At 57.1% G+C, this 21,609-nt stretch carries 17 protein-coding genes; 6 read left to right on the top strand and 11 right to left on the bottom strand.

Translation table 11 applies throughout. The features are described from left to right. Positions 1-29: 29 nt before the first annotated feature. Both AAF465_06080 and thiC read right to left on the bottom strand, forming a co-directional pair. The gene (locus AAF465_06080; protein ID MEM7082284.1) at positions 30-2,264 is read right to left on the bottom strand and encodes an EAL domain-containing protein; all 2,235 of its coding nucleotides are present in this window, start codon (positions 2,262-2,264) and stop codon (positions 30-32) included. A gap of 70 nt (positions 2,265-2,334) precedes the next feature. Beyond that, positions 2,335-4,227 (bottom strand): phosphomethylpyrimidine synthase ThiC, encoded by a 1,893-nt coding sequence (gene thiC, locus AAF465_06075; GenBank protein MEM7082283.1) that lies wholly within the window; start codon positions 4,225-4,227, stop codon positions 2,335-2,337. A gap of 208 nt (positions 4,228-4,435) precedes the next feature. Between thiC and AAF465_06070 the strand changes: the two genes are divergently transcribed. From AAF465_06070 to AAF465_06060, 3 genes are all read left to right on the top strand, one after another. Continuing rightward, positions 4,436-5,086 (top strand): protein-L-isoaspartate O-methyltransferase, encoded by a 651-nt coding sequence (locus tag AAF465_06070; GenBank protein MEM7082282.1) that lies wholly within the window; start codon positions 4,436-4,438, stop codon positions 5,084-5,086. A gap of 1 nt (position 5,087) precedes the next feature. Beyond that, positions 5,088-5,414, top strand: coding sequence for a rhodanese-like domain-containing protein (locus AAF465_06065; protein MEM7082281.1), 327 nt, complete (start codon positions 5,088-5,090; stop codon positions 5,412-5,414). Between the two features lie 154 nt (positions 5,415-5,568). Next, on the top strand, positions 5,569-6,909 hold the full coding sequence (locus tag AAF465_06060; GenBank protein ID MEM7082280.1) for a TolC family outer membrane protein: 1,341 nt from the start codon (positions 5,569-5,571) through the stop codon (positions 6,907-6,909). Between the two features lie 123 nt (positions 6,910-7,032). Here the strand turns inward: AAF465_06060 and waaA are convergent, their stop codons facing one another. Together waaA and hldE are read right to left on the bottom strand one after the other, a co-directional pair. After that, entirely contained in the window at positions 7,033-8,307 is a 1,275-nt protein-coding gene (waaA, locus tag AAF465_06055; GenBank protein MEM7082279.1) for a lipid IV(A) 3-deoxy-D-manno-octulosonic acid transferase, read from the bottom strand. Continuing rightward, a complete protein-coding gene (gene hldE, locus AAF465_06050) occupies positions 8,304-9,722 on the bottom strand; it encodes a bifunctional D-glycero-beta-D-manno-heptose-7-phosphate kinase/D-glycero-beta-D-manno-heptose 1-phosphate adenylyltransferase HldE (protein MEM7082278.1) in 1,419 nt (472 codons plus the stop codon). Before hldE ends, waaA begins: the two co-directional genes overlap by 4 nt. Before the next feature lie 26 nt (positions 9,723-9,748). On the opposite strand from hldE, the gene lpxL reads away from it, so the two are divergent. Next, positions 9,749-10,747: an LpxL/LpxP family Kdo(2)-lipid IV(A) lauroyl/palmitoleoyl acyltransferase gene (gene lpxL / locus AAF465_06045; protein ID MEM7082277.1), complete on the top strand. Its 999-nt coding sequence runs from the start codon at positions 9,749-9,751 to the stop codon at positions 10,745-10,747. Between the two features lie 22 nt (positions 10,748-10,769). Here lpxL and AAF465_06040 read toward each other — a convergent pair whose 3' ends face one another. Beyond that, on the bottom strand, positions 10,770-11,528 hold the full coding sequence (locus AAF465_06040) for a 3-deoxy-D-manno-octulosonic acid kinase (GenBank protein ID MEM7082276.1): 759 nt from the start codon (positions 11,526-11,528) through the stop codon (positions 10,770-10,772). 44 nt (positions 11,529-11,572) lie between these two features. On the opposite strand from AAF465_06040, the gene AAF465_06035 reads away from it, so the two are divergent. Beyond that, positions 11,573-12,616 carry a glycosyltransferase family 9 protein gene (locus AAF465_06035; GenBank protein ID MEM7082275.1) on the top strand — a complete coding sequence of 348 codons (1,044 nt, stop codon included), beginning with the start codon at positions 11,573-11,575 and terminating at the stop codon, positions 12,614-12,616. A gap of 101 nt (positions 12,617-12,717) precedes the next feature. Here the strand turns inward: AAF465_06035 and waaF are convergent, their stop codons facing one another. From waaF to glnE, 4 genes are all read right to left on the bottom strand, one after another. Next, positions 12,718-13,728, bottom strand: a complete 1,011-nt coding sequence (gene waaF / locus AAF465_06030; GenBank protein ID MEM7082274.1) for a lipopolysaccharide heptosyltransferase II — start codon at positions 13,726-13,728, stop codon at positions 12,718-12,720. Beyond that, positions 13,725-14,672, bottom strand: a complete 948-nt coding sequence (gene rfaD / locus AAF465_06025) for an ADP-glyceromanno-heptose 6-epimerase (GenBank protein MEM7082273.1) — start codon at positions 14,670-14,672, stop codon at positions 13,725-13,727. Before rfaD ends, waaF begins: the two co-directional genes overlap by 4 nt. A gap of 46 nt (positions 14,673-14,718) precedes the next feature. Beyond that, complete coding sequence (locus AAF465_06020; protein MEM7082272.1) at positions 14,719-14,862, bottom strand: zinc-finger domain-containing protein; 144 nt, start codon at positions 14,860-14,862, stop codon at positions 14,719-14,721. Positions 14,863-14,957: 95 nt separating this feature from the next. After that, positions 14,958-17,813 (bottom strand): bifunctional [glutamate--ammonia ligase]-adenylyl-L-tyrosine phosphorylase/[glutamate--ammonia-ligase] adenylyltransferase, encoded by a 2,856-nt coding sequence (glnE, locus tag AAF465_06015; protein ID MEM7082271.1) that lies wholly within the window; start codon positions 17,811-17,813, stop codon positions 14,958-14,960. Positions 17,814-18,028: 215 nt separating this feature from the next. Between glnE and AAF465_06010 the strand changes: the two genes are divergently transcribed. Beyond that, positions 18,029-19,213 (top strand): DUF2914 domain-containing protein, encoded by a 1,185-nt coding sequence (locus tag AAF465_06010; protein MEM7082270.1) that lies wholly within the window; start codon positions 18,029-18,031, stop codon positions 19,211-19,213. A gap of 99 nt (positions 19,214-19,312) precedes the next feature. Here the strand turns inward: AAF465_06010 and groL are convergent, their stop codons facing one another. Both groL and groES read right to left on the bottom strand, forming a co-directional pair. Beyond that, positions 19,313-20,950: a chaperonin GroEL gene (groL, locus tag AAF465_06005; protein ID MEM7082269.1), complete on the bottom strand. Its 1,638-nt coding sequence runs from the start codon at positions 20,948-20,950 to the stop codon at positions 19,313-19,315. Between the two features lie 56 nt (positions 20,951-21,006). After that, positions 21,007-21,294, bottom strand: coding sequence for a co-chaperone GroES (gene groES / locus AAF465_06000; GenBank protein ID MEM7082268.1), 288 nt, complete (start codon positions 21,292-21,294; stop codon positions 21,007-21,009). Positions 21,295-21,609 lie beyond the last annotated feature (315 nt).

Raw genomic sequence — 21,609 nt, 5'->3', positions numbered from 1 at the left:
CACCAAGCCAGGTAAAATCAATCAAAACGTCAAATGGGCGCGGGCTCACCCATATAGTAGCCCTGAGCAAAATCCACGCCGATATAGCGCAATGTGTCGAGCGAATCTTTGGAATCGACTTTTTCAGCAATGACCTGAATGTCGAGACTGCGCGCCAACTTAACAATCGCAGTGACCATCGCCTGATTAATCTTATCGTGGGCGATATTGCGACTGAACTCGCCATCAATCTTGAGGTAGTCCATCTTGAGGTTTTTGAGGTTGGCAAACGACCCCAGGCCCGTACCAAAATTGTCCAGCGCAAATTGACAACCCATGCTATGAAGCACCGCGATAAAGCGCTGTGCCTGGCTCATATTGGTAATGACCGAACTTTCTTTCACTTCAAAACACAGCATTTCCGGCAGCACGCCGCATTCGTCCATGCATTCAACAACAAACTCTAAAAACTGATTGTCGCTGAGTGTTTGCCCCGATAAATTAATGGTGCACCGACTGCCGCTCTCCAGCGGCAATCCTTCACTGCCCAACGCCGTCAAGGTATTGAGTACAACCCAGCGGTCGATCGCCGGCATTAGGTTATAGCGGTGCGCCGCCTCCAAAAACTCACTGGGCGCAACAAGTTGCCCGCGATGATTCCGCATACGCAACAGAATCTCGATGCCCAGACCACCCTGACGACGTAAATCCATTGCGACGATAGGCTGCGCATAAATGATAAAGCCATCATCCTTGAGCGCATGCTGCAGTTGCTGCAACCAAGCGATTTCGCCTTTGTGCCGCGCCACAGCCTCGTCCTTCGCTGAGTACACATGCACCTGCGACCGCCCCTGTTGTTTGGCGACATAGCAAGCCGAGTCGGCGGCGGCAATCACATCTTCTATCGTCCCGCTTTCATGGCCGATCTCAACAAGGCCAATGCTGACCCCTACGCTGAACACCTGATCACGCCAGAAAAAACGATAGTCGCGCACCGCTGCACACACGTCGTCGGCAATTTGACGCGCTTTCTCAAGCGGGCAGCCCACCAGTAACATGCCGAACTCGTCACCGCCCAGACGCGCCACCATATCGGAATCGCGCACCTGCTCACGAATAATCTTCGCCACCTGGCGCAACATGTTATCGCCCGCAGCATGGCCACTCGTGTCATTGACCGCCTTAAATCGGTCAAGGTCCATGTAGCAAATTATGTGCGTGGTGTTGTCCTCATGACTGGCGTCCACGAGCTCTCCAACGCGGCGTTCAAACTCGCGTCGATTAGTCAAACCTGTGAGGGCATCATGACTGGCTTGGTATGACATCTGCTTCGCCAGACCACGTAGTTCGGTGACATCATGCAACACCACAACGCAACCCGCTTGCGCGTTGACATGGGTACTGGCCGGGTCTTGATCTTCACCGAGCGTAAGCGGATTGACTGTCACTTCGACAAAGTGCTCGGCACCATCGGCCGACAGCATCATGGCTTTGCGGCCAAGGTTGATTTTGCGCCCCTCACGCAGCGCGGTATCCACCGGATCCGCGAACGGCTTGCGGTCCGTCTCGTCCACAAGATTGACGCTGGCGGTCAGTGGTCGGCCAATGATGTCACTACGCGGCAATCCGATCATCGCCACCGCCGCATCGTTAACGTAGTCGATCAATCCTTCCAGATCAGTGGTGAGCACGCCGTCGGTGATCGAGGCAAGTGTTACTTCCGCTCGATCCCGGGCAGCCTGCATGAGCTGCTCCTCTTCGCGCCGATGAGTGATATCAAACATGGCCGATAAAATTGCCGGCTCACCTTCATAATCAATAATGGTGTCCGACACTTCCACCCAAAAGCCACTGCCATCACGATTCAGCATGCGCATTTCGTAACGGTCTGGGGCATTATTGCCCGCCAACCGCTGCGTAAAAAGCTGGGCGGCCTGCGTACGGTGCGCGGGATGAATCAGCTCAAGAACGGATGTGCCCGGCAGGTCGCGCTGACGCACACCCCGAAGCGATGCCGACTTTGGGTTGGCATAAATCACCTCGCCGCGATGAACAATGATCGACTCTTGCACGCTCTCGGCAAGATTTCTGAACAGGCTTTCGCGCTCGGTTAACTGCCCACCGCGATCATCGAACACGTCGATAATCGAGTTGACCGTTTCTTCAAGCTCACCCAGCTCATCCGCACCCGAGACTTTTACACGCCGATGAAATTGGCGCTGCTCAGCTATTTGTGCAATTTCGGCGTGTAGATCTTTTATTCTTGACGTTAGTCGCCGACGCAAAATCAAAATGTCGTCCTACGCGCAGACAAAAGCGACGCAGCAAGCGGGTTTGCTGCGCGCACGCTTTCTCTTACGCTTTACTGTAAACCTCACCGCCCTGCTTCACGAATTCCTTCGCTTTTTCTTCCATACCTTTGGTGATGGCCTCATTTACATTTCCGAGGCCTTGCTTGGCAGCATAATCCCGCACGTCTTGTGTTATTTTCATTGAGCAAAAATTTGGGCCACACATCGAGCAGAAGTGGGCCACTTTGTGCGCTTCTTTGGGTAGCGTCTCATCGTGAAAGCTTTTGGCCTTTTCCGGATCGAGACTCAAATTGAATTGATCATCCCAGCGAAACTCGAAGCGCGCTTTGGACAGCGCGTTATCGCGCACCTGTGCAACCGGTAGACCTTTCGCCAGGTCGGCGGCATGCGCCGCCAGTCGATACGTGACCAGACCCTCCCGCACATCATCGCGATCGGGCAGACCCAAATGTTCTTTAGGAGTGACATAGCACAGCATTGCCGTGCCGTACCACCCAATTTGCGCGGCGCCAATGGCCGACGTGATGTGGTCATAGCCCGGAGCAATATCGGTTGTGAGTGGCCCAAGTGTGTAAAACGGTGCCTCGTAGCACTCCTTGAGCTCTTTCTCCATATTTTCTTTGATAAGCTGCATCGGCACGTGACCCGGCCCTTCGATCATGACCTGCACATCGTGCTCCCAGGCAAGTTTCGTAAGCTCGCCCAATGTTTCCAACTCACCGAACTGCGCCGCATCGTTGGCGTCGGCAATCGAGCCAGGACGCAGACCGTCTCCGAGCGAAAACGCAACGTCATAGGCTTTCATGATCTCGCAAATTTCATCAAAACGCGTGTACAAGAAACTCTCTTGATGATGAGCGAGGCACCACTTGGCCATAATCGAGCCACCACGCGACACAATGCCGGTCACGCGATTAGCAGTAAGCGGCACGTACTGTAGGCGCACGCCGGCATGAATCGTAAAGTAATCCACCCCCTGCTCAGCCTGCTCGATTAGCGTGTCGCGGAATATCTCCCACGTCAGCTGCTCGGCTTTACCGTTTACTTTTTCAAGCGCCTGATAGATTGGCACAGTACCGATCGGTACCGGCGAGTTACGCAACAGCCACTCACGCGTTTCATGAATATTTTTGCCGGTCGACAAATCCATAATGGTGTCGCCGCCAAAACGCAGGGACCAGACCAATTTTTCAACCTCTTCGGCAATTGACGAGGTGACCGCCGAATTGCCAATGTTCGCATTGATCTTCACGCGGAAGTTGCGCCCAATAATCATGGGCTCGGATTCAGGATGGTTAATATTATTTGGGATAATTGCGCGCCCTGCCGCAATCTCGCTACGCACAAACTCAGGCGTCACGATTTCCGGAAGATTCGCGCCAAAGCTCTGACCTGGGTGACGTCTGAGCAATCCACCCTTTTCGTACGCGTCACGCATTTCCTCAAAACGGCGATTCTCGCGAATCGCGACGTACTCCATTTCCGGCGTGACAATGCCGCGTCTCGCATAGTGCATTTGCGTGACATTCGCGCCTTGACGCGCTCGACGGATACGCGACGCGACGGGAAATCGTACGTTGTCGAGTTTGCTGTCGGCTAGGCGCGTCGCTGAGTACGACGAGGAACCCCTCGCGAGCAACTCAGTATCGCCACGCTCCTCTATCCAGGGAAGGCGCAGCGCCGGCAATCCGGCTAACAAATCAATGTCCGCATTGGGGTCGGTATACGGTCCCGATGTGTCGTAAACGGTAATCGGTGGATTTTCTTCGCCACCGAACAGCGTCGGCGTGCGTTCGACACTAATTTCGCGCATACCAACGCGAATATCATCGCGGCTGCCTTTCACATAAAGTTTGCGGGAGTTGGGATGCGGACGCGTCGCTTCCTCGCCCAGGCGCTCGGAGGCGCTCGCCATCTCTGCCGGATTAGCACTCATCAAATAAATCCCCCAGCGACCGACGCTTAGGTGTGCGTCGTGTCCCCGTATTGCGCGATAAAAATAGAGCCCCAATGCAGACTCATGCGTGGCTCAAGGATATACTAAGGGGTGGTGAAGTGCAGTCGGTTTAACCATAATCTTCAACCATCCAACACACCTTTTTTAAGCCACATCAATCCACTACTGACGAGTGCAAAGGGCCATCATGAATGTCGAGTTTTCATTGAATCAAATGGTCAAGCAGCAAATTCGCGCCTGGGACGTCCTCGATCCACGCGTACTGCGTGCAATGACCGAGATTCCCCGCAATCGCTTCGTGCCGTTGGCGTACCAGTCAGTGGCGTTTGCCGAGCATCGCATCCCTCTGGGCCACAATCGAGACATGCTGTCTCCGTCAGTCGCGGGCCGCATTCTCCAGAGTCTGGACGTGCAGCCGACCGACACAGTCCTTGAAATTGGCACCGGCAGTGGCTACCTCACCGCCTGCTTGGCGCACCTGGCAAAACGGGTGGTTAGCCTCGATACGCTGGGCGACTTTATTGCTCAAGCCTCGCAGCGCTGCGAGGATCTGGCGCTCAAGAATGTGTCCTTTGAACAGCGCAGCAATTTTGCCCCCGATGGCGAGCGCCGCTACGACGTGGTGGTTTTTACCGGCTCATTGCCCGAACTCGATCCGGGCTATCTGGACCTACTCAATCCCGGTGGACGTCTGTTTGTAGTGGTGGGTGATGCGCCTGTCATGACCGCGCAGCTCGCTACCCGAGTCGATGCCAGTCAAACGCTCACACGCAATCTGTTTGAAACCACTTTGCCCCGCCTCGCGGGCCTTCATGAACCCGACGAATTCGACTTTTAATATGCAGCAACGCTCAGCCGCCGCCGTTGCGCGGCAACTTAAATCCGATGAACCGGTCGTCATCTTAGATGTGCGTGAACCCTGGGAGCTCGATCTTGCGCGTCTCGATCAGACAATCGACATGCCCATGGCCACCATCCCCGACAGGGTCGAATCTTTGCGCGACCAATTGCGCGGTCGTGAACTCATAGTGATGTGCCACGGCGGTGTGCGCAGCGCCCGGGTTGTTCACTACCTTGAACAACAAGGCTTTAGCGACGTCGTTAACCTCGAAGGCGGCATTCAAGCCTGGTCTGAGCAGGTTGACTCATCCATACCAACATACTGATCGCGGCGTGGTGGCCGCGGTGGTTTACGCTTAGGCGATATAGTGATATAGTGAACTATAACACCTGGCAGAGACGCTGGAACTTCACACGGAACTCGTTATGAAACGTGCAAATTTTATACTTTTCACAATATTTATCAGTGGCTTAACATCAATGCCTGCAACGGCGGAGAACCTCATGGAGGTCTACGAGATGGCCACGGCCAGCGACCCCCTGCTGAAGGAGGCCGCGGCCAACCGATTGGCGACGCTCGAGACGAAACCGCAGGCCAGGGCCGGATTGTTGCCGCTTATCAACCTTGGCGGCAACTATGACGATCAGTCCTCCGACGGGGTCTTTTCCAATTTCTCCCCGAGCCTCGGCACGACCGTTGAAACCAACAGCGACAGCGACACCACCTCGTTGGCGTATCAACTTCGACTGCAGCAGCCCTTGTTCCGCTGGGACCGTTGGATCGCGTTGAAGCGCGCCGATAAGAGCGTCGCACAGGCGGAGGCCACATTTGCGGCGGCCGAACAGGATCTGGCTGTTCGGGTCACGAGCAGTTACTTTTCGGCGTTAGCCGCGCGCGATAGTTTGGACGCCGAAACGCTGAACAAAGAGGCCATTAAGCGCCAGCTTGAACAAAACGAGACCCGTTTCGAAGTCGGGCTGATCGCGATTACCGACGTACTCGAGTCTCGTGCGGCGTACGATCAGTCCGTTGCGGCCGAAATCGCCTCGAAACGTCAGCTCGCCATCGCCATTGAGAGCCTGCGCGAAATTATTGGCCAGCGCGTCGACGATCTGGTGGCCCCCGGTGAGGACCTGCCCCTGATGAATCCCGACCCCGCCAATGAAGACGCCTGGGTAGAGAAAGCCATGGCGCAAAATCTCAATCTTGAGGCCAGTCGCATTGCGGTACAGATTGCCAACGACGATGTGCGCTCCCAGCGCACAGGGCATTACCCCACGTTGGATCTGGTGCTCACACACGGTGAGTTTGACTCAGACGGTAACTCCCTCAACACCGTAATGGGCGTGAGCACACCCGGTAGCAACGATCAGGACAGCAACAGCGACACCATCTCACTTCAGTTCAACGTACCAATCTACAGCGGTGGCGCGGTGTCGTCGCGGGTACGCCAGGCGGTCTACAACAAAGAAGCGGCTCAGCAGCGATTGGAACGCATAGCGCGCGAGACAGAACGACAGACACGCGACGCGTATCTGAGCGTGCTCGCCGAGATTTCACGAGTCAAAGCGCTCAAAGAGGCGGTGAAATCTAGCGAGACTGCATTATCGGCCACCGAGGCCGGATTCGATGTCGGCACGCGCACCAGTGTCGACGTTCTCAACTCCCGACGCGATCTACTGCGTGCCCAGGTCAACTTCTACCAGTCACGCTACGACTACCTGGTGAACCTGATCAACCTTAAGCGGGCGGCGGGAACACTGTCCGGGGCCGATCTGCAGCAAATCAGTGATTGGCTTGAAACCAGTCGCAGTGAATAACATCGACAACCACTCCAAACCAAACGCCGATCATTCGTATCGGCGTTTTTTTTAGGCCAATACACGTCACCAATCGATGCACCGACTTACTGGCGAGCTCTTAAGCGACCACGGGTGTGTGGGTTACCGATGCTCGATCAGCAGCGGTTCAATAAGGCGTAACAAGCGATCGAGCGCGCCGCGATTCTCTTCCACCACTTTTTTGCCCGCCTCGCCCTGTCGCAAACGAGCGTCTGGATCGCCGAGCAAACGAACCATTTCGGCGCCCAGACCGGCCGCATCACTGACGGTGTTCATGGCGCCAGCAGCCAGAAACTTCGAAGCAATATCCTCGGTGTTGTATAGATGCGGGCCGGTAATTACCGGCTTGCCCAGCACCGCAGGCTCCAATAAGTTGTGGCCGCCCACCGGCACCAGACTGCCACCCACAAACGCGACATCGCACGCCGCGTAGTAGTCGCGCAACTCTCCCAGCGTGTCCAGAAGCAAAATAGCCGTCGCGTCAGTAGCGGCCGAACCGCTGGTGCGAGTGACGAAACGCAATCCGTGTCCTTCCATCAGTCCTTCTACGTAGGCGAGACGCTCGGGGTGCCGCGGGGCCAAAATTAGCAGCGTTTCAGGGTAGCGTTGCCACACATCATCCATGGCGTCGAGCACCATGGGCTCCTCGCCGTCGTGGGTGCTCGCCGCCAACACGACAGGTCGATTTGGCGCATGCAGCGCGCGCGCCACCTTGCCGTTCCGGCGCACCGATTCGCTGAGTTCAAAATCAAATTTAATGTTGCCCGTTGTATGGGTGCGCTCTGGGTTGGCGCCCAAATCGCGAAAACGCTCGGCGTCGGCCTCGCTTTGTGCTGCAATCACAATCCCGTGAGAAAGCGCTTCTTTGAATAAGCCGATGAAACGCCGGTACTTCTTGACCGACGGTGGTGAAATACGTGCACTGGCCAAAATCAGCGGCACGTCCCGTCGACCACACTCGTGATACAGCGTTGGCCAAAGTTCGGTTTCCACCACAATCATGATGCGCGGTTTCACTCGGGCAAAGAATCGTGACACCGAACCGGGTAAGTCGTAAGGCGCATAGTGATGGCGCACACGTTCACCAAATATGGCGTTCACGCGAGCACTGCCGGTCGGCGTCATCGTGGTAATCAGCAGCGGCAGATCGGGGTTCTGCCGAAGTAACCGCTCGACTAGCTCCTTACACGCCTGCACCTCGCCGACCGACACGGCGTGCACCCAAATGCACTCCCGGTTGTAATTCGGCAGGCCAAACCCGAAGCGTTCCGGCAAGCGATCCCAATAGGCTCGATTGCGAAAGCCCCGCCAGACCAAAAACAGCAGAACAACCGGCGCGAGTAAATACGACAGTGTAATGTATAAAAATCGGGTCATCGCATTCGCTGAATAGCCGCGATGAGTTCGGTGGTTGAGCGACCGGCCTTGAAGGTCAATACCTTGACGTCGCCACCGCTCTGTCGGACCCAATCAGCACCGACAATGGCGTCTGCCTCGTAGTCACCACCCTTGACCAACACATCGGGACTGAGTGTTTCGATCAGCGCTAAGGGTGTGTCGTCTCCAAATGACGTTACCCAATCGACGGAGGCCAATCCGCTCAATACGGCCATGCGATCTTCAAGTGAATTGACCGGGCGGCCCTCCCCCTTCAGGCGACGCACCGAATCGTCGTCGTTTACCGCCACAATAAGCCGATGGCCCAACGCTTTGGCCTCTTCCAGATAGGCCACGTGACCGGCATGCAGTAAATCGAAACAGCCGTTGGTAAATACCAGCCTTTCTCCGCGCGCACGCGCCTCGTTTACCGCCTGTTCTAACTGGGTTGGTGTGAGTGTGCTGCGACCGCCGGTACCCCGTCGATGGAGGGCCTGACGTAATTCGGAACGCGACACCGTGGCGACTCCGAGCTTGCCCACGACGATACTGGCAGCAAGATTTGCCAGCGCCACGCTTTGCTCCAGGGTCGCACCCGCGCCAAGCGCGGCGGCAAGCGTCGCGATGACTGTGTCGCCCGCACCCGTCACGTCGTAAACCTCACGTGCCGCGGCCGCAAAGTGCGTGCTCTTGTCCGCTTCGATGAGCGTCATGCCTTGAGCCGAGCGCGTGACCAGCATCGCCTGAACAGAGAGGCGGCGGCACAGCTCGCGACCCTTTTGAACCAACTCATCATCCGAATGACATTGGCCCACCACCGCTTCAAATTCGCTGAGGTTTGGCGTCAGCAGTGTGGCGCCACTGTACTTCTCAAACTGCGCCCCTTTTGGATCAACGAGCACCGGTTTTCCTGCCGCTCGCGCCTGCTCGATCAACGTCAGCGGATCGCGCAACGCGCCTTTGGCGTAGTCCGATAACACCACCACATTTGCTGCGGCCAGCCCGGCCTTAAACGCGTCGATCGAGATCGCGTCGACCGCATCCGCCCGATCTTCGCGATCAAGCCGAATCAGTTGCTGGTTGCGGCTCAACACGCGCAGTTTTGTGATGGTGCGCGGCGCACCGTGTTCGAGCAAGCTCGTCACACCCGCATCGCTCAGCAAGCGCTCGAGCACGTGCCCCTCCTCGTCATTACCGATCACACCACTGACCGCGCAGACTGCGTCGAGCGCGCGCAAATTGGTGGCCACATTGGCCGCGCCGCCTGCGCGATCCTCATGGCCTTCAATGTTGACGACCGGCACCGGCGCTTCAGGGGATATGCGCGAGGTCGGACCAAGCCAATAGCGATCCAACATGACATCGCCAGCGACCAGCACGCGGCTTGCGGAAAAATCGGGAACAGTGAGCGTCATGGCTCCTTCCGGTAGGTAAATAACGCGTGCAGTATACCTACAATTGGAACGTATACCCCGTCTTCACGCTACAACCCGTGCGCGCCGCCGGGTACACTTCGGCTGTGTCCGACACTACGCCTACACCCAACGTACCCCTCACCCGCTTTCTGGGACCCCGCTACTGGCCGGTCTGGCTCGGTCTCGGCTTCATGCGTCTGAGCAGCTGGTTGCCGTATCGTGGCCTCATGCTGATCGGGCGCCTGCTGGGCAGGCTGGCGTACTACGCCATTCCCAAACGGCGTCGTATCGCCGAACGCAACATCGCCAAGTGTTTTGCCGATTTATCCGAGCAGGAGCAAGCGCGTCTCGTCAAAGAACACCTGCAATCTATCGGCACGGCACTGATGGAAATTTCATTGGCCTGGTGGGGTTCCGAAAAACGACTGCGCGAACTCACCGAATTGGTGGGCCTGGAGCATCTACAAGCGGCGCAGGCTCGAGGCTGCGGCGTCGTGCTCTTGGCCGGTCACTTCACGACGATTGAAATTGGCGGTGTCTTGCTCACGCGACACGCCGAGTTTGATGCGATGTACCGAAAGTTCGAAAACCCGCTTTTTGAGGAAGTCATGCGGCGCAAACGTGAGCGCTGGGCGCGAAGGGTGATCAAGCGCGGCGACTTCCGACAGATGCTGCGCAGCCTCAAAGAAGGACGCACCGTCCTGTATATGCCCGATCAGGCCTATGTGCGAAAAGGCCACGTACTGGCGCCGTTCTTCGGTCATCCGGCGCCCACCAACACCGGCACCGAGCGTCTTACGCGGAATACCGGCGCTCAGGTTGTACCCTTTTTACCGGTACGTAAAGCCGATGGCAGTGGCTATCGCATCATGCTCTTTCCAGCGCTTGACGATTTCCCAGGCGATAACTCTCTCGCTAACGCCACGCGCATCAATCAAGTATTTGAAGCACATGTGCTCGAAGCCCCCGAACAATATTTGTGGATGCATCGTCGCTTCAAAGATCAGCCTGGCTTTTACGACTGACCTCGTCGGCCCACGCCATGATTCAACGCGAACCGAGCAACGAACGCTCGTACGCGGCGAGCAAATGTGGCCAACCGCGTGTCAGCACCTTGCTGTCAGGCAAAATTTTCAGTAGAGAGCGCTTCAAACGAGCGATATTGGCCTGCTGCCAATCTCGCTCGGGCGGTCGCTCAACGCATTTATCGAAATCAATAATAAACACCGCGTCGCGAGCATCAACAAGAATGTTGTGTGCGTTGAGATCCACATGATCAACTCCCGCGCCATGCAATCGGGCAATCGTCGCGCCGATTTCAGCCCACCGCTTATCCGACGTCGCGTCGCCGGATTCACGCGTTACCAGTTCGGACCAGGCGCGGGCATCGGGAATGCGTCGGGTAATCAGCTGCGCGGTATACCAACGCCCATGTCGGTGAAAACCGGCCGCCAACGGCTCGGGAACAGGCAGTCCCTTTTCATGTATTACGCGCAGTAAACGAAACTCGGCCATACTGCGCACCGCTTGCTCCCCACGAAACCAGTACTTGTCGCCGAGCACGCGCGCAAGGGCCCCGCCTCGCTGAAAGTGCCGCAGCACACACTCATCCTGCCCGTTTCCGATGAACCAGTTGGCCCCACGACCCGTGCCGACGCGTTCGATGTGCGGCCACGCATCCGGATCAAATAGCTGCTCCGGCTCAATCGCCGCCAGTGCCTTTACATACAACACGACGCGCGGTCCGCTTTGCCAACGGTGCACGCCATCGCGCGCTTCATTTTGCTTTGCGCTACTTTCAGCCATCGGCTACGATCCCAATCGCATAGACAAACCCTGACGGGAAACGCGTGAATCCCACTTCGCCGCAATCAATCTGCGTGCTCAGGCTTTCGGCCATTGGCGACACCTGTAACGTGGTGCCCACCGTCCGACAACTGCAGAGCACCTTTCCCGACGCCACGATCACTTGGATCATCGGCGCAACGGAGCATCGCTTACTCGGCGCGTTTCCCGGCGTTGAGTTTATCATTGTTGATAAAAGTGGCGACAGCCAGTCGCAACAAGCGCTCAAGGCGTCGTTGCGTGCCAGGCACTTCGATGTGCTGTTACACATGCACGCGTCAATGCGAGCAAACTTGTTGAGCCGCTATATCCGAGCGACTCGAAAGGTGGGCTTCGACCGAGCCAGGGCGCGAGATTTCCAGCGCTGGTTCTGCACCGAGCGCATCGCACCGCGCCCGCGCAGTCATGTGGTGGATGGGTTCTTGCAGTTCGCGATGCACCTTGGCGCAACGCCGGCGCCGCCCTGCTGGGATCTTCCGATCGACGCCGACGCCGACGCCTTTGCCGCGCGACACATCGTTTCACCCACTTTGATCATCAGCCCATGCAGTAGTGATCGACGACGAAATTTTCGTAATTGGTCCGTCGACAACTATGTGGCACTCGCACAGCACGCTATGGATACATTCGGTCTCTCGGTCATGTTGACCGGCGGCGATACGAGCCGAGAGCACGAATACGGCCAGGCGATCGGTGAATCAGTGCCCTGCACTAACCTGATTGGTCAAACCTCCTTGCCGCAGTTGCTCGCCCTAATCGCCCGTGCGCGCGTGGTGGTATGCCCAGATTCGGGTCCGGCCCACATGGCCAATGGTGTGGGCACGCCGGTTGTCGGTTTGTTCGCGACATCGAATCGACTTCGCACGGGCCCTTGGCGCTATCAGGCACTAGCCGCCGATCGCTACCCAGATGCCGTGAATCGATTTTTGGGGAAAGGCGTCGACGAGGTTCGTTGGGGGCAACGGGTTCGTCATCCCGATGCCATGCACCTGATTCAACTGACCGACGTCACCGAGGCGCTTGCGCGTGCGCTCAACACCGATGCGTAACACGCCGCCCGTGCGGAAATCACCCATGACATCTCCCCGCGTCGATTCGCCGCAGCCCGTCGGTGCAAAGCGCCTCCCATCGCGCGCTCAGTCGCCACGGCTTAATGTGTACGAAGCGTCGACACCGCCGTAAACACCTCGTCGGGCGTCATATCGTTGAGGCAGCGCGTGTGCCCAAGCGGGCAGACTCGCTTGAAACAGGGGCTGCACGACAGGTTTTGGCTCACGATTTGTTTATTCTCGGTGAGCGGTGGCGTGAACACGGGCGAGGAGGAACCATACAAGCCGACCACCGAGCACCCAACGGCTGCCGCTACATGCATCAGCCCCGAATCATTGCTCACCGCCACATCCGCGCTAGACAAGAGGTCGATGGCCTCGACAAGCGAGGTTTGACCACACACATTATGAACGGTCTTTGGCAGTCCGCTCACGATCCGTTCTCCCAACGCTTGTTCTTTGCTCGAACCGACCACAATGACTTGAAAATCGTTGGCGGCCAGACGCTCTGCCAGCGCCCGAAAATGAACCACAGGCCATTGCTTCGCCGGGCCGTATTCCGCGCCGGGCATCAACGCCACGGTCTTCGCGCGGGCCAAACCCAAACGATCGAGTACATTGCTGTCCTGGTAGGCGGTCAATACCGGCGTCGGCACCGGCTGTGGTTGAACCGCTGTGCGGTCGTGACCCAGCGCTACATAGCGCTTGGCCGTGCCGTCCAGCACGCTTTTGTCGAGCGGCCGAATGTCGTTAAGCAAACCGTAGCGACCTTCACCTTTGTACCCGGTGCGCATCGGAATGCCAGCAAAAAACGGTACAAGCGCGGCCTTGAAAGAACGTGGGATTATGATCGCTTGGCTGTAGCGTTCGACCCGCAAAGCGCGACCCAATTGTTTGCGTACCGACCAGCCAAATTGACCGTGCCCAAGCGGTAGCGGAATGGCCCGCCGCACGCCCGGCATCCGTTCAATCAGCGGTTCGGACCAAGCGGGCGCGACAATATCGATTGATGCTCCCGGCTGTTTACGGGCCACCGTTTGCACCAGAGCGTGGGCCATGACCATATCCCCAACCCAGGCCGGTCCCACGATGAGTACGCGTGGTTCGGTCACCGTCCTCCCAGCATCCGATCCAAGTAGGCGTGCGTGCCCGTCGCCACATCCGCGAACTCACCGTCGTAACCCGCGGCACGCAATTGGGTCAGGTCGGCTTGGGTGAAGCTCTGATAGCGGCCGTCGAGATGGTCAGGAAACGGAATGTACTGAATTTGGCCGCCGCCATGCCAACCGATCACCGCCTGCGCCACGTCATTAAACGTCTGACTGCGCCCGGTGCCGACATTAAAAACGCCCGACACGGAAGGCGTATTGAGCAACCAGCCAACCACTCGGCACACATCGTCAACGAACACAAAATCACGACGCTGCTCGCCGGAGCGGTACCCGTCATGCCCCTCAAACAGACGACACACACCGCCGTCTTGGATCTGGTTGGAAAAGTGATAGGCCACGCTCGCCATTGACCCTTTATGCTGCTCATGCGGCCCATAGACGTTGAAGTATCGCAGTCCCACTACCTGAGCCTTGGATTGAACCAGCCGGCGCCGGACGCGTTGATCAAAGAGTAGCTTGGAATATCCATAAACATTTAACGGCCGTTCAAACTCGACGCGTTCTGCAAATGTATCGCTACCGCCGTAAACCGCGGCCGAAGACGCATAGATCAGCGGTATTTGGTGCCGCTCGCAATAGTCCAATAAGGCACACGAATAATGATAGTTCACGTCCATCATGTACTTGCCATCCCACTCGGTCGTCGCCGAGCACGCACCCTGATGGATAATGGCGCGCACCTGGCCAAACGATTCGTTCCGTTTTACGCGGCCCAGAAAATCGTCCTTGTCGAGATAATCCACAAGATCGGCGTCAATCAAATTCCGAAATTTGGTCCCATCGGTAAGATCGTCCACCACCATTACGTCTTCGCTGGTGTGGGCGTTGAGATACGCAACGATATTGCTGCCGATAAAACCGGCACCGCCGGTTACGATGATCACAGCGTCACTCGTCTGTTTGGATTACTCATTACGAATCAGTCTCGACCTACCGGCTCAGCGTATACACCGCCCCACAATACGGACATTTGGCGGTGCCCGTCTTTTCAATGGGCAAATAGACACGCGGATGGGAATTCCACAGACTCGTGCCCGGCAACGGGCAATGCAGTGGCAAATCATCGATGGTCACGGTGTAAGCGTTATGAGTGTTGGGCTGAGTCGGTTTGCCGCTGTGGGTGGTTTGAGAATTAGTCACGGTCAGGCCTTTTAAAAAGTGGAGCCGGGTTAAGAAAGTATATCAGGCGACGATTCAGGCGCCAGCGCCTGAGCGTTGAACTGAGCCGTGACCAGGGCGCGCTCCTCGCGAATGGCACTCTGATCGATGAGCACGGATCCACCGGCGAGCGCCTGAGTATGCGAGTGTCGCCGCATGGTCAAATACGCAGCCCGCAGCGCCCGCGCCACGTCTACATCAAGCACACCCGCGCGCTCGATGGCTTCCAACTGCCGCACGTTATCGCTAAACACGGCCAGATCGGGCAACTGTGCGGCATGCGCAAGCACCAAGAACTGAACGAGAAACTCAAGATCCACGATGCCTCCATCGCCCTGCTTGAGATCAAAGTGGCTGGCCGTGCTTTTATCGAGCTCCTTTTTCATGCGTATGCGCATGCTGCGCACGTCGCGGCGAAGAGTGTCGATCGGCCGTTGCTGCGACAAAAACGCGAGACGAAAGCCTTCGAATGCCTGTTTGAGTGTCGCATCGCCCGCCACTGCTCGAGCACGGATCATGGCCTGATGCTCCCACGTCCACGCCTGCTTTTGCTGATAGTCGGCGAACGCCGATAGGCGACTCACCAATAGTCCGGAGCGACCGCTCGGCCGGAGTCGCATGTCCACCTCATACAACGTGCCAGCTCGCGTCGGCACGGTAAGCACATGGATCAACCGACGAGACAGTTTGGCAAAATAGACGCTATTGTCGACCGACTTTTCACCGTCGGTCTGACCGTTGCCGTCATCGTCAAACAAGAACACCAGATCGAGGTCGGACCCAAACCCAAGCTCAATACCGCCCAGCTTACCGTAACCAATAATGGCAAAGGCGGCGACCGCACCCTGGCCCCCATCGCTGCGAGGTACACCATAGCGTGCTTGCACATGATCAGTGGCCAAGCTCAACGCTTGTTCAAGCGTGAGCTCGGCGATGTCGGTGAGACGATCGGAGATTTTCATTAGCGGCATTTGTTTTTCAAGGTCCGCCACCGCGACGTCAAACACCGCGGCTTTGCGAAATTCCCGTAACGCGATCAGTGCCGCCTCCTCGTCATTGTGGTCGACACCAGCGAGTTGTTGTTGCAAGCGCGCCTCAAGGCCATCACGATCAAGCTGTGCGCTGCTTCCGCGTGGATCGACCAGTGTGTCGAGCAGCACTGGACTGATCGCAAGCTGGTCGGCCAGATCCGGACTACGACGACAAATTGAAATCACCCGTTCCAACACGGCGGGGTTCTCAAGCAGCAGCGAAAAGTAAGCGCTCCGCCGACCGATACCCGTCAGCAAGCGCGTCAGTCGGGGGGCGATGTACTCGGCGTCGTCGGCGCTTTGCAGACGTTCAACAATGCAGGGCATCAACTGATCGAACCGTGCCTGTCCGGTTTTTTCTAACCGCCCCCGTAGCGTGCGCAACGACTGCAACGAACGAAGGGCCTCATTGTTGTCCACCTCATCAAACGTTTGCGTGGTGGTCATACTCGACGAACGGGCGTCTTTAGATAGCAGGCTCATGTCGTCAAACAGCGCTTGTACGCGCGTGCGAACCGCATGAAGCGCTTCTTCAAGCTGCGCGTAGGAGCCGGTATTTAGCAGTAACGCTAAGCGCTGCTGATCCACCGCTGCCGTCGGCAGCACATGCGTCTGCTGATCACGGATTCCCTGAATACCGTTTTCAACGCGGCGTAAAAACCGATAGTCCGCGATCATCGCCTGCGCCATCGCCTCGGGCAGGTAATCAAGCTCGGCGAGGCGCTTGAGAGCAATGAAGAACGAAGGCGTCTGCAATGCAGGAAACTTTCCACCAAAGACCAGCTGCAGAGTTTGAACCATAAACTCGAGTGAGCGAATACCGCCTGGCCCACGTTTGATGTCCGATTGTAAGTCGCTGCGTGTCACCTCTTCGTCGATCAGTGCTTTCATCGCACGCAAATCGTCGTAGACGCCATAGTCCATGTATTTGCGATAGACGAACGACTGAACAAGCGCATTGAGTTCGCGGACGTGTGACTCCCCGCCCGTGAGCGTGCGCTGCTTAATATAGGCGTAGCGCTCCCACTCACGTCCGTGGGTCGCCAAATAATGTTCAAGCGCGGCGAGATTGACCACCGGTTGCCCGCTCGCGCCGAAAGGACGCAACCGCGTATCGAGTCGATAGCAGAAACCCTCCGCCGTCGGAGTCGCCAGAAGATCGGCAAATACCTTGGCCTGCCGTGCAAAAAACTCTGTGTGTGTCACCGATCGTTTGCCGTCCGTTTCGCCCGCCTCGGCGTGGGTTAAAATCAGATCGATGTCGGACGACACATTGAGCTCTCCACCCCCCAACTTACCCATCGCCAGCACACACAGCCGGTCGGCGTTCGGTTCACCTGTACGTTCGACCACCTGCGTATGGCTGAGTGTGACGGCTTGGCGAATCTGATGATCGGCAAGCGCTGATAAGGCGTCGAGGGTTGTTTCAAGCGCATCCACCTCGCCGTTCGCTCGCCAGAGAATGCGGGCGAGGTTGAGATGCCTTTGCTGCCGCAATGCGGTGCGTTGTGTATCGAGTGGCGCATCCTCGGGCGCACCGACAGACAACACGCCCGGTGCGTCAAATGCCGTATCAGCGAGCAAACGGTCAATAAGCCGCTCGCCGGTCGCGTTCGCACCGGGCTCGGAAGCCGCACCAATTTGGCGCGTGAGAATGGATACAAAGTAGTCGCTAGTCGCAAGCGTGCGCAGAAACGACATTTCAAGGCCACGAGCGGCCAGTCTCTTGGCCTGCACAGGGCATTCCCTGATAAACGCATCAAGCGCCCGATGCGTGACGTCACGCAATTCGTCGGGTAGCGACAGTCGCTCTAGAGCGCGCTCAAGGTCTGACATTCCGATTCTCTCCGTTCCACCGCCTATCGTCACAGCACACCGTGTTTCGCGCTATACTCTGGCGCAGCAGGTTGAGGACCGACCCGCCGGCATGCGCCGGGGCTTGTCGCACACCGGCAAAAAACGGCGCCTACACGATCTCGGTGACGATTGCCTAAACAGTCAGTCGCCAGAGCGGTTCTCAACACGCTGCACGCGCTGCAACCGGAGTCTGCATGACCGACACCACCGAAGAAGACGCAAACGAAGATCGAGCGGCGGACGAGGCGTCTTACAGTGATGAGACTCTCGATACGCTCAGCGACGATTACATCCGCGATCTCGAACCAGAGAGTCAGCGGTACGATATCACGCTCGCACCGGATTTCGTGATCAGCGTACTGCCCAACGGCATCAAAACGTGGGCCTTCATCTACGACTTTCAAGGACGACACCGACGCAAGACGCTCGGCGTATTTCCCGAAATGAGCTTCGACGACGCACGGACCGCCCTCAATAAGGCGCGCGAATCCATGCAGCGCATGGATGAACCGACTGTGGCGCCCAATGAATTTGGTCAACGGCCAGCCGTTTTGAGCGGCGGCCACTATCGCGCGCGCAAAGAAAAAAAACCGATCAATTTTCAATTGTGGCTGCGGGCCATCGCGGCCGTTGTGGCGCTCGCAATATTGGCTGGCGCCGCCAAACTTGGTCTCGATTGGTACCAATCGCGCCCGTCGACAACATCCGCTCAGGATGCGCCGCGCCCCGACCTGCCCTTTGCGATCAACACCGCCGAGGACCGCGCTCCGGCAGCGGAACTGTCGAACCCTGGAACGCCCCCCGGCACGACCTCGACGCAGACGCCGACTCGCCCTGATACAGCATCGCCGGCGCCGGCGGTGACGACACCGACTGCACCCAGTTCCTCGACACGGCCAGCGAGCGACGACCGCTCGCCCGTCTCAAACGATCGGCCCACGTCAAACACAACGTCGAGCCGTGCACCCGCCAGCACGTCGACGACAGGTCGTGACTCGCCGCCGCCCCTGGCGTTGGCGAACACCACAGCCACCGCATATGGCGGGCGCGTTTCGCGCTCGCGATTGACCACCGGTGTACAGGATCTCGAACCGGTCGACACGTTGGGTCCGGAAATCACCTACAAAAACAGCGGCTTTACGCGTGTCTTTTACTTTACCGAGCTGCGCGAGTTTTCCGATGGGGTGGTCGTACACCGCTGGCTGCTGAACGGCGAAATACAGGACATTGTCGAACTCAAAGTCAAAAAGAGCTGGCGTTGGCGCACCTATTCAAACAAGGACATCACCCCCGGACTCAATGGCGAATGGCGCGTCGAGACGATCGACGCGACCGGCAAGATACTGGACACCGAGAGCTTCACCTACGACTATCGCTAAACGCGCTTCGTTGAGGCCTTAATGGCGATCGACGCGTTTGATGCAGACAAAAAAAACCCGCCGATAAGGCGGGTTTTTTGTCGGTCGCCGTGACACGATTTACATCATGCCGCCCATGTCGGGCATACCGCCACCGCCCGGCATTGCCGGTGCCTCGTCTTTGGGCAGATCCGCAATCATGCACTCAGTCGTGAGCAGTAGACCGGATACCGACGCGGCGTTTTGAAGTGCCGAACGCGTCACTTTAGTGGGATCCAAAATACCCATGTCGATCATGTCGCCATACTCGCCTGTGGCCGCGTTGTACCCAAAGTTGCCTTTCCCTTCGGCGACTTTATTCAGCACCACGGACGCGTCATCGCCTGCATTCGAGACGATTTGACGCAGAGGCTCTTCGATCGCGCGACGCAAGATATTGATTCCAACGTCTTGATCGTCGTTGTCGCCTTTGAGCTTATCGATACCCGACACGGCGCGCAGCAAGGCCACACCACCACCGGGCACGACGCCCTCTTCAACGGCTGCTCGTGTAGCGTGCAGTGCGTCTTCAACACGTGCTTTTTTCTCTTTCATCTCCACTTCGGTTGCGGCCCCGACTTTGATCACGGCCACACCACCAGCGAGTTTCGCAACACGCTCTTGGAGCTTCTCGCGGTCGTAGTCTGAGGTGGCGTCTTCGATCAGAGTGCGGATCTGGTCGACACGCGCTTTGATGTCTTTCGCTTTGCCGCTTCCGTCGATCACCGTCGTATTTTCTTTGGTGATCTGGACTTTTTTGGCACTGCCCAAATCTTCAAGCGTTGCTTTCTCGAGGCTCAGACCCACTTCTTCTGAGATCACCACACCGCCGGTCAAAATCGCAATGTCTTCGAGCATCGCTTTACGACGATCACCGAAGCCAGGGGCTTTTACCGCGGCCACTTTCACAATACCGCGGATGGTGTTCACCACCAGTGTAGCAAGCGCTTCACCTTCTACGTCTTCGGCGATGATCAGCAGAGGACGACCCGCCTTGGCCACGCCTTCAAGCAGCGGCAGCAAGTCACGGATGTTCGAGATCTTCTTGTCGAACAGAAGAATATACGGCGCGTCGAGTTCGCAGTTTTGATTCGCCTGGTTGTTAATGAAATACGGCGAGAGGTAACCACGATCGAACTGCATGCCTTCGACCACGTCGAGCTCGTTTTCAAGGGTTGATCCCTCTTCGACGGTGATCACGCCTTCTTTGCCAACTTTTTGCATCGCGGCGGCGATGTTATCGCCGATTTCGCTATCGGAGTTGGCGGAGATCGTTCCGACTTGGGCAATCGCCGTGTCGTCGGTGCAGGGCTTCGATGTTTTCTGCAGTTTCTCAACGATGCCGGTAGCGGCTTTGTCGATACCGCGCTTAAGGTCCATGGGGTTCATACCGGCTGCCACCGACTTCAAGCCTTCACGCAGGATGGCCTGGGCCAGCACTGTGGCGGTGGTGGTACCGTCACCGGCGATGTCGGACGTTTGCGAGGCCACTTCTTTGACCATTTGCGCGCCCATGTTTTCAAGCTTGTCCTCAAGCTCAATTTCCTTGGCGACCGATACACCGTCTTTCGTTACGGTCGGCGCGCCGAAACTCTTATCGAGTACAACGTTGCGGCCTTTGGGGCCGAGTGTCACTTTTACTGCATTGGCGAGAATGTTGACCCCGGCGAACATTCGCTGGCGGGCATCATCACCAAATTTCACTTCTTTAGCAGCCATGATGGATTCCTTTAACTACTGATTTTGAATTTGAAAATGAGGGGTTGGTCAGGGAACTAGCTAAATACCGCCATGATGTCGTCTTCGCGCATCACCAGATATTCTTCGCCTTCAACCTTGACCTCGGTGCCGCTGTACTTGCCAAACAGGATCGTGTCGCCCTTTTTGACGTCCAGCGCACGGACCTCGCCCGAATCGAGCACTTTGCCGTTGCCCACTGCGACAATTTCGCCGCGGCTGGGTTTTTCGGTCGCTGAATCGGGAATAACGATCCCACCAGGTGAGGTCGTCTCTTCTTCCATTCGCTTTACAATCACGCGGTCGTGAAGTGGACGAAGTTTCATCGTTGCAAACTCCTTGATTTATTTGCTAAAAAATTAAAGTGCCCGTCGAATCAACCGGTGCTGGCGCGACTGAAATTAGCACTCTCGATAAAGGAGTGCTAATTCTATGCATGGCATTCATTAAGTCAAGCCAAGATGACCAGCGCGCAATATCTCGCGGCCTTCGAAGGTCCCCTGTATCATGCGCGTCAATGTCGGGGCTTCCGCCCCGCCTGTCGCGCCAATGACCGACTACCTGAGGACAAAAACGTGAACTTCAAGGTTTGCGACGCCTCCTAGTCAGGACACACTCACAATCCGGACGCTAAAACCGCT

The sequence above is a fragment of the Pseudomonadota bacterium genome, assembly GCA_039028935.1.
In the GTDB taxonomy this organism is placed as follows: Bacteria; Pseudomonadota; Gammaproteobacteria; order Steroidobacterales; family SZUA-146; genus SZUA-146.
Note: the sequence above shows the minus strand (reverse complement) of the source record. Positions and strands in the feature narration are given on the sequence as shown.

What these genes read in the sequence shown, in the direction of transcription:
- thiC (MEM7082283.1), bottom strand. Translation starts at nt 4,227, where the DNA reads ATGAGTGCTAATCCGGCAGAGATGGCGAGCGCCTCCGAGCGCCTGGGC.
- AAF465_06070 (MEM7082282.1), top strand. Translation starts at nt 4,436, where the DNA reads ATGAATGTCGAGTTTTCATTGAATCAAATGGTCAAGCAGCAAATTCGC.
- AAF465_06065 (MEM7082281.1), top strand. Translation starts at nt 5,088, where the DNA reads ATGCAGCAACGCTCAGCCGCCGCCGTTGCGCGGCAACTTAAATCCGAT.
- AAF465_06060 (MEM7082280.1), top strand. Translation starts at nt 5,569, where the DNA reads ATGCCTGCAACGGCGGAGAACCTCATGGAGGTCTACGAGATGGCCACG.
- waaA (MEM7082279.1), bottom strand. Translation starts at nt 8,307, where the DNA reads ATGACCCGATTTTTATACATTACACTGTCGTATTTACTCGCGCCGGTT.
- hldE (MEM7082278.1), bottom strand. Translation starts at nt 9,722, where the DNA reads ATGACGCTCACTGTTCCCGATTTTTCCGCAAGCCGCGTGCTGGTCGCT.
- AAF465_06040 (MEM7082276.1), bottom strand. Translation starts at nt 11,528, where the DNA reads ATGGCTGAAAGTAGCGCAAAGCAAAATGAAGCGCGCGATGGCGTGCAC.
- glnE (MEM7082271.1), bottom strand. Translation starts at nt 17,813, where the DNA reads ATGTCAGACCTTGAGCGCGCTCTAGAGCGACTGTCGCTACCCGACGAA.
- AAF465_06010 (MEM7082270.1), top strand. Translation starts at nt 18,029, where the DNA reads ATGACCGACACCACCGAAGAAGACGCAAACGAAGATCGAGCGGCGGAC.
- groL (MEM7082269.1), bottom strand. Translation starts at nt 20,950, where the DNA reads ATGGCTGCTAAAGAAGTGAAATTTGGTGATGATGCCCGCCAGCGAATG.
- groES (MEM7082268.1), bottom strand. Translation starts at nt 21,294, where the DNA reads ATGAAACTTCGTCCACTTCACGACCGCGTGATTGTAAAGCGAATGGAA.